Annotated in this window: 11 protein-coding genes and 2 rRNA genes; all 13 read right to left on the bottom strand. The window is 54.7% G+C overall.

Annotated elements, in window-relative coordinates; genetic code table 11:
- On the bottom strand, positions 1-1,291 hold a 1,291-nt coding region (guaA, locus tag ACETWG_01340; GenBank protein ID MFB0515228.1), incomplete at its 3' end, for a glutamine-hydrolyzing GMP synthase.
- Positions 1,267-2,064, bottom strand: a complete 798-nt coding sequence (gene surE, locus ACETWG_01335) for a 5'/3'-nucleotidase SurE (GenBank protein ID MFB0515227.1) — start codon at positions 2,062-2,064, stop codon at positions 1,267-1,269. The genes surE and guaA, both read right to left, overlap by 25 nt.
- A complete protein-coding gene (gene accD, locus ACETWG_01330) occupies positions 2,036-2,902 on the bottom strand; it encodes an acetyl-CoA carboxylase, carboxyltransferase subunit beta (GenBank protein ID MFB0515226.1) in 867 nt (288 codons plus the stop codon). Before accD ends, surE begins: the two co-directional genes overlap by 29 nt.
- Positions 2,903-2,905: 3 nt before the next feature.
- Positions 2,906-3,349: a ribosomal protein S18-alanine N-acetyltransferase gene (gene rimI / locus ACETWG_01325; protein MFB0515225.1), complete on the bottom strand. Its 444-nt coding sequence runs from the start codon at positions 3,347-3,349 to the stop codon at positions 2,906-2,908.
- On the bottom strand, positions 3,336-3,974 hold the full coding sequence (gene tsaB / locus ACETWG_01320; protein MFB0515224.1) for a tRNA (adenosine(37)-N6)-threonylcarbamoyltransferase complex dimerization subunit type 1 TsaB: 639 nt from the start codon (positions 3,972-3,974) through the stop codon (positions 3,336-3,338). The genes rimI and tsaB overlap by 14 nt, the downstream gene beginning before the upstream one ends.
- Entirely contained in the window at positions 3,971-4,411 is a 441-nt protein-coding gene (tsaE, locus tag ACETWG_01315; protein MFB0515223.1) for a tRNA (adenosine(37)-N6)-threonylcarbamoyltransferase complex ATPase subunit type 1 TsaE, read from the bottom strand. The genes tsaB and tsaE overlap by 4 nt, the downstream gene beginning before the upstream one ends.
- Positions 4,412-4,418: 7 nt before the next feature.
- A complete protein-coding gene (locus ACETWG_01310; protein MFB0515222.1) occupies positions 4,419-5,993 on the bottom strand; it encodes a response regulator in 1,575 nt (524 codons plus the stop codon).
- Positions 5,994-6,060: 67 nt separating this feature from the next.
- Entirely contained in the window at positions 6,061-8,511 is a 2,451-nt protein-coding gene (locus ACETWG_01305; GenBank protein MFB0515221.1) for a CHASE2 domain-containing protein, read from the bottom strand.
- 4 nt (positions 8,512-8,515) lie between these two features.
- Entirely contained in the window at positions 8,516-11,278 is a 2,763-nt protein-coding gene (locus ACETWG_01300) for a hypothetical protein (protein ID MFB0515220.1), read from the bottom strand.
- A 49-nt stretch (positions 11,279-11,327) separates the two neighbouring features.
- Positions 11,328-12,197, bottom strand: coding sequence for a FecR domain-containing protein (locus tag ACETWG_01295; protein MFB0515219.1), 870 nt, complete (start codon positions 12,195-12,197; stop codon positions 11,328-11,330).
- Position 12,198: 1 nt separating this feature from the next.
- Positions 12,199-13,485, bottom strand: a complete 1,287-nt coding sequence (locus ACETWG_01290; protein ID MFB0515218.1) for a hypothetical protein — start codon at positions 13,483-13,485, stop codon at positions 12,199-12,201.
- Between the two features lie 146 nt (positions 13,486-13,631).
- Positions 13,632-13,749 (bottom strand): 5S ribosomal RNA (gene rrf, locus ACETWG_01285).
- Between the two features lie 54 nt (positions 13,750-13,803).
- A 23S ribosomal RNA gene (locus ACETWG_01280) occupies positions 13,804-14,018 on the bottom strand; the annotation flags it as partial.

Genomic DNA, 14,018 nt, shown 5'->3' with positions numbered 1-14,018 from the left:
TGAGGATCCCCTGATAGATCCAATCGGCCTCTCGAAGCATGTGCACCCGCTCCCGGGTAACTTCGCCCACAATGCGCACGGCCAGACCCGGTCCGGGAAAGGGATGGCGTTGGAGGATATCCTCCGGCACACCCAACTCACGGCCCAAATTGCGAACCTCATCCTTGAAGAGCTCCCGCAACGGCTCCAGCAGCTGGAAGTCCAACTTCTCCGGCAGTCCTCCTACGTTGTGATGGGACTTGATGGTTCGGGCCACGCCAGCCACCCCACCAGATTCGATAACGTCGGGATACAGAGTCCCCTGAGCCAGGAACTCGGCAGGCCCCAATTGCCGGGCTACCTCCTCAAAGGCCTGGATGAACTCCCGTCCGATGATCTTGCGCTTCTCCTCCGGATCCTCAACTCCCCTCAAGGCATCCAAGAACTGCTCGGAATAATCGGCCCGCTGAATGTGGAGGCCGAGACCCAACCCAAGTGAGGACATTACCTGCTCCGCCTCATTCTTCCGCAGCAAGCCGTGGTCAATTAACACACACACCACTCGTTCGCCCAGGATCTTTGTGAGCAGGGTCCCCACCACCGAACTGTCTACTCCCCCGGAGAGGGCACACAGAACCCTGCCTTTGCCCACTTCCTCCTGGATGCGCGCCGTCAGCTCCTCCAGATAGTGGGTGGGCGTCCAGTCGGGCTTGCAGCCGGCAATAGTGAACAAAAAGTTAGCGAGTATGGTGCCCCCATCAGGTGTATGTTGCACTTCGGGATGGAACTGGGTGCCGAAAAAGGGATTTGCCCGGTGCCGCACCGCCGCGATAGCGCCGTTCTCCGACCGCCCCAGGACCTCCCATTCAGACGAAAGTTCTTCCACCCGATCACCGTGACTCATCCATACGGGAATCCGGTCAGAAAGGCCTTGAAACAGATTGTCTGCTTTGTCAATAGACAGCGTCGCAGGACCGTATTCGCCCCGGCCACCGGTGCTGACCTTGCCCCCGGTAAGATGCAGCAGGGTTTGAAGGCCGTAGCAAATGCCCAAAATGGGTTTGTTCAACGCCAGCACCCGGTTATCAAGCTGGGGTGCCGCCGCGCCGAATACACTGGCTGGGCCACCGGAAAGGATAATGGCAGCGATATGCTCCCCCGACAGCGCTTCGGCGGTGGTATCAAAGGGCAGGATTTCCGAATAAACGTGGTGCTCTCGAACCCGGCGGGCGATCACCTTGGTATACTGGGACCCGAAGTCCAGGATCGCCACTGTCTGCCGGTGCGTCACGCCGGTTGGAACAAATCCCACTTGGCCAGGTCTTTCAGATAGCTGCGGTCAGTGAGGTCGTAGTGCAGGGGGGTGATGCTCACCTTACCGGATTTCAGTGTTTCCTCGTCAGTATCGGGCGGCTCCTGGCGCTCCCGTTTGCGTCCAGTAAGCCAGTAGTAGATCCGGTTTTGGGGATCCACACGCCGGTCGAATTGGTCCTGCCAGTCGGCTTTCCCATGCACGGTGAGAACATAACCGTGCCCGTCGAGGCTACCGGGTGGCAGTTGCTCAGCCGGCAGGTTGGGAATATTCACGTTTAAGAAGGTGCCTTGCGGGAGTCCCCGCTTCAATATTTTCCCGGCAATCTGATTAGCAATAGCCTTGGCGGGGCCGAAATCGGGGCACCCCCAGCAGTCAATGGAGAAAGCCGCACTGGGCACACCCAAAATCGTCCCTTCGGTGGCGGCCGAGATAGTACCGGAATAGATTACGTTGATTCCCGTATTGCTGCCATGATTGATGCCAGAAACCACCAGATCGGGCCGCCGTGATAGAACCGCCAGGACTGCCAGCTTGACGCAGTCAGCAGGAGTTCCGGAGCATGAGTAGGCCGTCACATCTGATAGACCCAGATTCACCTCGTTCACCCGCAGGGGATCCGCAAGGGTAATGGCATGGCCGGCCGCGCTCCGCTCAACCTCAGGAGCCATCACTACTACTTCTCCCAGGGAAAGCATGGCTTCGCAGAGAGCCCGCAAACCGGCTGCCTGAATCCCATCGTCGTTACTGATGAGAATTAGAGGCACGCTCATAGCCAAAAAATTCAATCAAGTGAGCCAGGGTTCCCTTCAAGTCTTTACGGTGGACAATGTGGTCTACGAAGCCTTTCTCCAACAGGAACTCGGCCCGCTGGAAGCCTTCTGGAAGATCCTGGCCAATAGTCTGCTTGATTACCCGGGCACCAGCAAATCCGATCAGGGCGCCGGGCTCGGCCAGAATAACGTCCCCCAGCATGGCATAGCTAGCCGTCACCCCGCCCGTGGTTGGATCGGTAAGCACCGAAATGTATAGGCCGCCTTCCTGAGAGAATAAGCTCAGCTTGGCGCTGGTCTTCGCCATCTGCATTAAACTCAAAGCTGCCTCTTGCATACGCGCCCCACCGGAAGCAGATATAATGACTAGTGGAAAGTGGTGCTCACGCGCATAGTCAATCGCCCGTGAAACCTTCTCACCCACCACAGATCCCATGCTGCCGCCAATGAAGGCAAAATCCATTACCCCCAGGACAACCTTGTAGCCCTCAATAGTGCCAACCACAGTCACTACGGCTTCGTTAAGGCCGGTCTTCTTCTTCGCCGCCGCCAACTGGTCCGCATACTTCTTCTCGGCCTTGAATTGCAGGGGATCAATCGACGTCAGACCAGGATTCAGCTCCGTAAACCTGTTCTGATGATCCAGAAGGTGCTCCAAGTACTTCCGGCAGCCAATGCTGAAATGATGGGAGCAGGTAGGACATACAAATCTGGATCGCTCCAGCTCATCCCGGTAGATGTACTCATTACACCCGGGGCATTTGGTCCACAGATCGCCTGCCAGGTTCTTCCGCTCGGTGGAAAGGATCTTCTTCGCGCTGCGGCGAAACCAGGCCACAACTCACTCCGACTCTATCTGTTTGGTAAACAGATAAGCATCGCGGCCAAGACCGTAATAGTCTTTGCGGGTCCCCACAGCTTTAAAACCCATACTCTGATAAAGGTGCCGGGCGATTTCGTTATCCTTTCTGACCTCCAGCAAAATACGCTTGAAGTCACTTTTCCGGCAGAAGGATTCCACCGCCTCAATCAATCCCCGACCGATACCCCTCCCGCGAAAGTCGGGATGGACTGCAATATTATGCAAATGGAACTCGTCCGAAACGATCATTCCGGAAAGAAAACCAACAATTAAACCTTCCTCTTCCGCTACCATACCAAACCCAATATCGCCTTGCTCAATCTCCTCTTCGAAAGCTTCCCGCGGCCAGGGATGCTCATAACAGAGTTCCTCAATGTTCACCATCTGGTCAATATCCGGGACTTGGGCCCTACGAATGAGCATAGCTTGATAATCTCTCCTGATATTCCTGATGATAATCCGGGACCAAAGCTGCCAGGTCGGAGGCCGGCGGAAGCCCCTTCCCCAGAGCAAATTTACCCACTTTCACCGCCGAAGGACAGGTCTCCACCACCACGAGCTCAGAACCGGCTCGAAATCGCTCCAGGAGGTAGCCGGCCACAATCTGTCCTTCAGCTTGGGGCACAAAGTCATCCCAGCGCATGAATTGAACCGCCCCCCACTCGTCGCCCTCCCGGCGTATGGCATACACATTTCTGCCATGGGACCAGGCAGCCACCCAATCGGGCGGCTCAATCCTTTCCCCTTCCAGCAGGCTGGGAAGGGTTGGTACCGGGATGATAGGGAGGCCGGTACCGAAGGCCAGGCCCTTGGCATAGCTCATCCCCACCCGGAGTCCGGTGTATGAGCCCGGCCCGACTGATAAAGCAATGCTGTCCACATCGGCCAAGCGACAACCCGCGGCTGCTAGAAGCCGCTCCACCGCCGGAGCCAGAACCTCGTTGTGGCGGCGGGGCGCATGCTGTTCCTCCACTACTTCCACACCCGCCTCACTCAGCAAAGCCACACCGCACAGGTCATAGGCCGTCTCAATGGCGAGAAGCCTCATGGCTGCACCTCAATGATGCGTTCGTTGCTAGCTCGGCCATGGGAAAAAGTAAGGTGAATGGTACCTTCCGGCAGAAGGGGGGCAATGTTTTCAGCCCATTCAATCACTGATACGGCTTCACCGTAAAAGTACTCCGCCAGTCCCAGCTGGCGCCATCGTACAAGGGAGGTCTCCCGGAAGCAATCCATGTGATAGAGTCTGGGGGGCTGACCGTGCTCGTGGATCAAGGCAAAGGTTGGGGAGGACACCTGATCGTTGAGCCCCAGGCCCTGAGATATTCCCTGAACGAAGGTCGTCTTACCGCTACCCAGCTCGCCGTGCAGGGCGACCACATCCCCCGGCCTCAAAAAACTGGCGAACTCCATCCCCGCCTGCAGGGTCTCCTCCGGGCTATGGGTATGGGCACCTATCCATTCCAGTGGCCCCTTAGGGAACATACCCGCACTAAGCACCCCTGGGGCTTAGAGTCGCTACCGGGACCACCATCTCCTCCAGCGAAATACCACCATGCTGGAAACTCCCCTCGAAGCGCTTCACAAATCTATGATAATCAGTGGGATAAACGAAAAAATTTCGGTCCCGGGCTATGATATAATTCGTAGTTACGTCTTCCATTGGGAGCTGATAATCAGCAGGGCGCTTAATTGTAAGTCCCACCTTTTCGGGAGTGTTGAGGTTGCGACCGTACTTGTACCGCACGCCAGACGACGTCTGGCGGTCACCTAAAACCCGGATTGGCTTGTCCACCTGGATGCTGCCGTGATCGCTGGTGAGAATAATGATCGTCTCCTTCCAGTCTCCGATGGTCTCCAGGAGCTCTCGCATCCATGACTTCTCCAGCCAGGAACAGATAGTGATCCGGTACCCAGATGCATCCGGCAGAATTTCTTTGATGACATCGCTTTCGGCCCGATGATGGGCCAATAAGTCCACGAAGTTCACCACCAGGGCCAGCAGCTGGATACTGGCATACTCCGGCAGGTGCGCTAATAGACGCTGCCCCTCCTCAGCCGTGATGAGCTTGAAGTATTTCGCCTGAATTCCATCCAGTTTTCTGCGTCTGAGGTAATCACTCAGAAAATCCGCTTCGAATTGGTTCATGCTCGATTCATCCTGTACCATCTTCCGCCACTTATTGGGATAATACCTGGGAAGTTCACCTGGCAACAGTCCACTGAAAATGGCATTGCGCGAGAAGGGGGTAGCGGTGGGTAGGATGGAAAGATGGACCGCTTCCTCTACCGTGAAACGTTCCTCCAATAAAGGCCGCATGGCCTTCCATTGATCCAGGCGCAGGCAATCCACCAGCACAAAAACTACCCGGGTTCCCGCCTGCAGGTGGGGTGTTACAAAATGATCCAGAACCTGGTGGGATAAGGCGAATCCGGCATCACCCTCAAGCCAGTCCCCATAGTGTGCCGCCACAAAGTGCCCGAAACGCTGGTTGGCAGTAAGGTGCTGCTCAGACAGCAGCTGGTTCAACCCTAAGTGACGATGCTTATCGAATTCGATGTCCCAATCAGTGAGCTCGTGGAAAATAGCGATCCACTCCTCCAGCGTGTTGGCCGTCTCTACCCGTTGACTCAGCTCTTGAAAAATCTCCAGGTAACGGCTGGCGGCCCGGTCGCTGCGGATACGGGTCTGCTCGAGCATGGATTTGCACGCCATGAAAATCTGGCTGGGATTTACTGGCTTGGTCAGGTACCCGGCAATATTAGCGGCGATGGCCTCATCCATCAGCCACTCTTCTTCGTTCTTGGTAATCATGATGACCGGTAGTGCCGGATTTAAAGCCTTGATCTCCTGAAGCGTATGGAGGCCATCCATCCCATCCATCATTTCATCCAGGAGTACAAGATTGAAATCGCTGGTTGCAACCTCATGCAGGGCATCCTCACCGGAATGGACCGGGGTCACCTCATACCCCCGCTCTTCCAGAAAAAGAATGTGAGGCTTGAGCAGGTCGATCTCGTCGTCGGCCCATAAAATTCGGCCCCGCTCTGCTGCTCTCTTTGACATCAGTCAGGCCATATTCTCAATTGGTTGATAAGGTAAGGTAATCTTAAAGGGTTGGGAAGGGAAACAGCTACTTGGCAGTAAGGGCCCACGAACCATCCCAATCCAGGCCAGGTGGGTTGGCCTTGAAGTACTCGCATCGCTCGATATAAACCTGACTGGGGGTGGTGGGACGCATGGGGAAAACCTCTTCCAACGCTTCGGAGGCCTTAAATTCTTTGATACCGGCATCCCATTCCTGCTTCCAGTACAATTCCATCCCCGCCTCGTAGATACCTTTCATTTTCACCAGTTCATCCGGCAGCTGCCCATTGAGTGCCATGATCTCTACCGCCTCTACCGCTTCCAGCTTCCCGACTACCCTCACCTTGTCGATATAACGCCACTCGAACTTATCTTTCCCCGCCAATTCCAGGGTGGGAAGCGTGGTTTGGATATAAATGCCATACTGCTTGGCCGAAGCCTCCAGCCGGGCAGCGGTATTGACTACGTCCCCCATCATGGTGTAGTTCATGCGCGTCCGGCTGCCCATGTTCCCGGTGACGATTTCGCCCGTATTGATGCCGATGCGCATACGCATCTGGGGCACCAGATCGGGCCACTTGTCATCCTCCGAGGCCCACTTAGCCCGTAGCTCCGCCAACTTTTCCTGCATCTGGAGCGCCACCAGACAGGCCCGGTAGCTGTGGTCGTCCAGATATATAGGCGCCCCGAAGAAAGCCACGATGGCGTCCCCCTCATACTTGTCCAGGGTGCCCTGCTGCGCCAAGAGGGTGTCCGTCATGACAGTAAGGTATTCATTCAGCAACTCCACCAGCTGCGAGGCGGTAAGGATTTCCGAGAAGGCGGAGAAGCTGGCGATGTCCGTAAAGTAGGCAGTGCGGATACCCGATTCCCCGCCCAACTCCGGCGTCTGCTTGGTCTCATACATCTGGTCGATGAGTTCAGGAGACACATAGGTGCCAAAAGTATTCTTGAGAAACCGCTTATCCTTTTGCTCCATTAAAAACCGGTACAGGACAATGCTGCCATATGTGAGTACGATGGAAGCCATCCCGGGCACGATGGGGACAAACAGGGAGACACCGAGCTCGGGCGTCCCGATGGTAAACAGGCCCGATAAAGACTCCACCAGAGATCGGGGTAGAATCTGGGCTCCTATAAGTTTCGGGAGCCAGAGATAGTCACTGGTGAAGTATCCCAGGGCAACGTCAACGAATATCAGAATCTCCAAAACGACCACAAAGCCACCGAGGACTGGAGATAGCCGCTGAATGAAAATAAAAGTGGCCAGTGCCAGGATGGCGATGATTAACAGGTTAGCCCCGAAAGATTCCCAGGTGAGCTCCAACGTACCACCGGCCACCTGGATAAAGTTCTGATCCAGCACGGTCTGGACGGCATTAGCATGGTACTCCACTCCCGGCATCATCTGCTGAAGGCCTGCATAGTTATAATAGGGGGTGGTCTTGACATCGAGCAGGACGTTAACCGAGACCCCGATGAGGACGATCTTGTCCAGGAAAGGGCTCTCGCCAACAATACCATACAGATCATTATCCAGCTTGAAGAAGTCCATCCAGTCAGAGTCTTCTTCAATGTATTTCAATTCGAATTCGGCATCATCAAGCACATTTGATAAAGGATAACGGTCGAAGGTCTTCCAGGGCTCTTCGCCCGGGAGGGATTTGCCTGACGGGGGACCATAAAAATTCACCATAAAATTGGCTCTTTTACCATAGGTCTTAATAGTAAAAGGCCCATACAAAATTTCGTTAGTTCCCCAGCTCGGTCGCAGCTGGACCGTATCTGGGATTCCCCGGTATTCCTTCAGAGCTTTCAGTCCCAAAGGCAAGTATAACTTGTTTGGCTCGTGAGCCATATCATAGGCAATGGCGTATTTCCGAGTAGTCCCATCAAAGTCTTTGATTTCGTTGATCAGTCCCGGCTCAGGATCAGCAGCCATCAGACGGGGCACCGGATACATGATATACTGTGGTGGCACTCGAGTGGTTTCTTCAACCAACTTTGAAGCCAGTACGACTTGGGTACCCCTCGACCGGGCATACCGGATAGCATCGGCGAACACCTCATCGCCGTGGCGGAACTGAATATTGCCGCCGGCGCGGTTCAGTTTCTCCAGATAATCCGACTTGAAATCGGGACTGTCAAATTCAACATCGAAGGCGATTACCCGCGCGCCGGCATCGGCCAGGTTTCGTACTACCCGGGCCCAGACCTCATCCCGCGGGTAGGGCCATTTATACGGCACCAACCGCCACGACTCGTCATCCACATCCACTATGACCACTTTGAGGCTGTCTCTGGAGATGGGATGCCGGGCACTCAGGCCTGCAAGTGGACCTCGGACTTGGGCAAAGGCAAAATCCAGCACCTTATAGTTCGGCAGGTCGAACACTCCCAGAGTGTGAATGCCGGTAGCCAGAAAAATGGAAACGCCGGCCCAGATAAGGCCGGCGCCATAACCCGAGATGAATTTCTTCAAGTTCAACTTAGGCATACGCTCAGAAAATGTATTCCAGATTGGCAGCTATGACAGAGTAGGGCAAGGGCGCATCACGGCCCTCCACCTGCTTGCTTTTGAAATCGAAGGTTGTGATAAGCCGCAGGTTTTCGATCAACTCCAGATTCAAGTCACTTTTAATGCCAAATCGGGTGAACGAGGGGGGCGCAATTTCGCTCTCGCTCTCTGCATTATTGCTGTTGGTAAAGGTAACACCTCCGCGCACCGACAATCTGCCGTTCATTAAGATATAGCGGGCCGATGCATCCATATCAAAGATATCCTGAACAACCAGCTTGTCCCCTTCACCAACCTCCAACCTATTGGTCGCCAGCATGACGTTGGTCTCCAGCCGATCGGAGAACCGGGAGCGGGCCGACAGGGACAGAATATTCGATACGGCCGATGGCGGCACGAACAGAGGATCATCTGCCCGGCGGTCTTCAATCTGATCACTGATCAGCGTCTTAGCCAAGTTTAAGTTCAAATCATGGGTCGACGCCAGCAGCTGCAGCCGGTAGCTAAGACCAATACTCCGTGATGTGGTGCGGCTGTGCTCACGGCCGTCGGAAATGGCAAGGTCAGTACTCACAGTATCAACGCCGTTATTCCGCTCGTAAGTCCTCATTCCCAGGCTGAGTGAAGGTAGGTCCTGGCCCAGATTGATGTTGGCGCTCAGGTTCATCATCTGGGTAGTAGTGATCGGGTCACTCTCTTTGGTCTCATCCTCCGGGGTCTCAGGATCATCCTCCTTTATAAGCTTGACAATATTATCGTCGGTCGCGCGGTAGAGAGCCGAAATAAATAGCCTGTTCCTGAACATACGGATACGATCGGAGATGTTCCAGATACGCACGTTCTTTTGCAGGTTGGGGTTCGCCAGGGAGTTGAACTCCGGCCCCACCTGCTGGTACTGTAGGGTGATGAAGTTGCGCAGATAATTAATCTTGGTGGTGAGATGGTAGGCCAGCGAGGGCAGCTTCGAGATTGTGGAAAGATTCATCGGGGCGGTCGGATCGATGGGCACCAACGGAACCTGGGCAATTCCCATCTGATAGATATGCTCGAACTCCGTAAAATCAGCTGGAATTCCAAAACTCTCTAATTGGGTGCGTACTTCATCCAGACTCATCTCACCCGCAACCATGTCATCGGGAACATCATCTAAAAGGGTATCAAGCGCCGCGAGGGTCAAGGTCGGGTCCCAAATATTCCGGTTAAGCATGCTCAGGGCACCTCCCGCCTGAACTACGAACCGGCGCCGGGCCAGAGCGAGAGACAGGTCGGCGCCAATTACGAGATTGTCCTGGGGAGTCTTCCCGACCCAATCGCTATCTGGCACCACCACATCGACATATTTTGTAAGATCACGATAGCGGATCGTATGTAAAGAATCGTCGATCCAGTCTACCCGTGCAAAGGCATCGTCAGCCGCGTCACTGCTATCAATTTTAATAATGCCATCATCAATGATCGTATTTACTGAGGGAACGTTATCACGCGCCTTGATAAACGATAAACCGAGCTGAAACCGCTGTCCCGAGCCGATAGTGGGGCGAATCGCCAGGACATCCCGCTGGAACGTATAACCCGATCGTGATACACTGAGGCTGTTGGCATCGGGATCGTAATCAGTGACTTGATAGGCCAACTCAGGCCGTCCCTGGATGACTCGCTCCAGCTGCCCCTGCGCCACGCGTAGATTTAAATACCCCAGCGTCAAGTTGGCATCATATCCTCTCAAGCGTTTACTATCCAGGCCAAAGCGGTCAAAGCGCGGGGTGACATCACCAATACCCAATGTCAGCACCGGCGTCTGAAAGCTGGCGAAATACCGGTTGCGAGGGGTCTTGAAGGCATCTTCCTCGGAGGAGAGCTTCAAGTCGCCCCGCACTCTCAGCCATTCCCATCCGCCGCGATAAGACATCTTGAGATTACTCACTTCCAACACCTGGTTGTCGACGTTATTACGCCGATAGGAGGGTGTGATGAGTCCCGAATGCTGGTAAGCCCGCGCCGTAGTGGCCGCCGCTTTCCCGGTCACCAGAAACCGCCACACCACTGGATCATAGGCCACCCCGGAAGCACGATTCAGGCGAATCTCAACCTGATGCCCACCGGTCGCTAATGCAGGGGGAACGTAAGTGACCAGATCGGCGGACACGTTCGCTGCCTTGGTCACGTCTTTTCCATCGACCAGGACTCGTATGGAGGAAGCATCCAGATCCTGGATGCCGAACAGGGATGCAGCCACCACTACATTCTCCGGTAGATAGATTGCTCGCGGCTCCGGCGACAGGATCAATACCCCGATCTCCTCGACAATAGCGGCGGTCTCCTGGACCACCTCTTCAACGTCCAAGCGCTTGGCGGCGGGCTTCACCGCGATAAAGAGCGGATTGACTTCCAGATCATCAACCGGGAAGGCCAGGACACTCTCATCATCTAGGACGGCAAGGAGGTAGTATTCCAGACCCGCCTCCGCCACATCACCGGCTGGAATAGTTCCGAAATATAAGCCCCCGCCCGCTGATGACATGGGGACCTCCATATACGCCAACTGACCTTTGAGTCGGTAAAAGATATTGACCGATACAACAGCGGCATCCTCAACCTCCACCACGGCTTCCAAGGTCAGTGGTTCCTGTGCTACGGCTTCCGAGGGAGCCTGATGATAGATGATGCCATCAGCGTAACTGCTAGCTGAAAGCCCGACAACTAAAAGAAAAAACACCTGTGCGCTGCGACAGACTCGAATAGTCACCTTCCCTTTACCTCCGGAGTTAAAGAATGGAATCGAAAATTAAGGGTGCTTATTGGTAAATGATAATGACTTCTTTGATGTTGCCCTCATTATCTTCCAGCTGAATCCTGATCTCATCGGGTTCCACTTCAGCCACAGCTTCTTCCTCAACTGCCACCTGAACGGCCGTAACGGAACCGTCGTCGTTGGCAGTGCCGGAAATGGTGACCGTACTGCCGACACTGGGCTCAGGACCGGCATAGCTGGTCTCGGCGGTAAGGAGCACCTGTCCATTGAACTGGATGCGCGCATCACCCTCACCTACCACCGCCGGCTCCATGGACAGGGCGTCCTCCGATACCCTCAGGAGTTCACTGACGATGAGCACATAGATCGTGACCTCGGTGGTTCCATCGAGTCCGGATTTACACATCATTCCCCCACCAAATGAAAGAACCCCGCCGCTGACGAGGTTCAGGACCTCGACGAGACCTTCGATACCCAGAAAGATGTCTCCCAGGACCGGATCCGAAGTGGCCCAGAAATCGGTCCCCTTCACTGACGCCACCGAGATGGGTGTGGAGACAATAAATTCCCCTCGCCGCTGTTCGGTGATCTGGGCCCGCAGCTTCCCAAACTGCATATCGATCTGCTTCGAGATGGCTGTGGCCGACCGTTCCCCGCCAATCGTGACGACCGTGTTTTTCTGCACCCGGAGGATGCTCTTATCATCGATGAACATAATGACAGCCAGGCCATCGCTAAGGGTTTCAATCTTCTCGCCGGCGTTTAAGACCGTGCCACGCTTTAAGGGCACGGTCTGTTGTTGCAGATTCACCAGATTCACCTGACCACTCACCTTGGTGGTGAAGGCGATTTTGTCTGCCCCCCAGGCCAGCGACACTGTGATGAGCAGGAGGTAGTATAGTGTACGTCTCATTTTACTGCACCTCCACACTAATAATCGTGATTGTGCCCTGCTGCAGAGCGTTATTCAGGTCATTCAGCTGGGCAGGATTTATAGACACGCCGTTCAACCTGACCAACTGGTTGGGGTGGTACCCATCCAGCTCCCCGCCAACCTCGAATGCCTGATCGAAATTCTCGCCACCCATAGCAGTCTGCAGGAACCGCAAAATGGGCCCCTGCACGACAACGCCTGCACCGGCTGCCCCCGAGGCCTCGGCCCGCGTAGGATCAATGATCTGGAAAGCCCAGATGAAACTGTTGATGAATTCCTCCCCTTCCGTAGTGGGAAGGACCTTCTGCACCTGCCAGACATAGATATGACCCGGCTCCAGGTCGACAGCCCCCGTCATGGGGTACTGGAAGGAGGTGTTATTGCCCACATTATAATAGCCCAAGGCCTGATCCAGAGGCAGGACAGTCTGATCATCAATGGCATCTTCCATGGAGCTGTGCTCGCGCGGCTTGAACTCGGCCACGCGAACCTGATAGGTGCAGATGGCGCACGGGTCCGATTGCCACTGGAAAAAGGGATAGGTCGTGGTGATGGCGGTATTGGTAGTATCCTCCAGGGGACCGCCCGGGGAGATGAGTTCCAACGCAATCGGGTGAGAAGAGACAATGCTCTTGTCGATCTCATCCCCGGGTATCGAGCCACCCATCTCGCCAGCCACATCCTCCCAGGCATTAATGACGATACTAAACCGATAGGTACCATCGGGCAGCCGCCCGGTCTGGATGATCCGGCTTTGTAGGTCATCGGGATTGTAGCCCTCTTCGTCAAAAATTGTCCTTAATTCCTCGATGGTGAAACTGACCGCCTCCCCAGCATGCGGGCCGCTGGAATAATAAATCTGCTCAGTGTTGACATCCAGATCCGTATTCCTGATCTGGACAGGACCCTCTAGCCGGAATGGATCAGTCAGGACGCTTAGGAAGGGGGTATTATAGGTCAGTCCCAGAGGGATCGAATTGATCAGTATTTTGAAGTCTACCTGCGACCATACCGGGTACTCCGTGGAGTTGAGCTCATAAGCGAAGATGTTCACATCGGTGGCACCAGTGGCGACATCGACGCTACTGACGTAAAAGGTGATGAACTCATTGAAATAGAGCTCCCGGATCGAGACGGATTGTCCGAAGGCCGAATTCCCGCCGAGAGCGATAGCCAGCAGGATTGGCCAAAGTGCTTTTTTCATCATCGCATCCTTTTCGAAGAAGGTTTCACCCCCGCTGACATACAAGGGGCGCTGGTGGTGCAATGAGACCACCCTGAGTATATTGCCAGGCCATATTAGCAAAGCCTGGCGGATAAAAATGTATCGGAGGTCACATTCTAAGTCAAGAACTATAGTAAAATAAAGAACCCCCTGACAAAGAAGCGTTCAGGGGGCCCAAAAAATAAAAGCTCCGGCGACGACCTACTCTCCCATCCTGCGTAAGCGGACAGTACCATCGGCGCTGTAGGGCTTAACTTCCGAGTTCGGAAAGGGATCGGGTGTTTCCCCTACGCTATGGTCACCGGAAAATTAATGGAGAATAAAAGCTGCGCCAGACAGGCTGGATCAAATCAAAAAAGACTGTTCAAGCCTCACGGCTTATTAGTACCACTCGGCTGAATCCGTTACCGAACTTACACCTGTGGCCTATCAACCCTGTCATCTACAGGGAGCCTTCAGTTCCGGCTTGCGCCGGAAAGGGAAATCTCATCTTGGGGAGGGCTTCGTGCTTATATGCTTTCAGCGCTTATCCCTGCCGAACGTAGCTACCCAGCGATGCCTCTGATGAGACAACT

It is taken from the genome of Candidatus Neomarinimicrobiota bacterium (assembly GCA_041862535.1).
GTDB lineage: Bacteria > Fidelibacterota > Marinisomatia > SCGC-AAA003-L08 > TS1B11.
The sequence above is the reverse complement of the archived record's forward strand: the minus strand, read 5'-3'. Positions and strand labels throughout refer to the sequence as shown.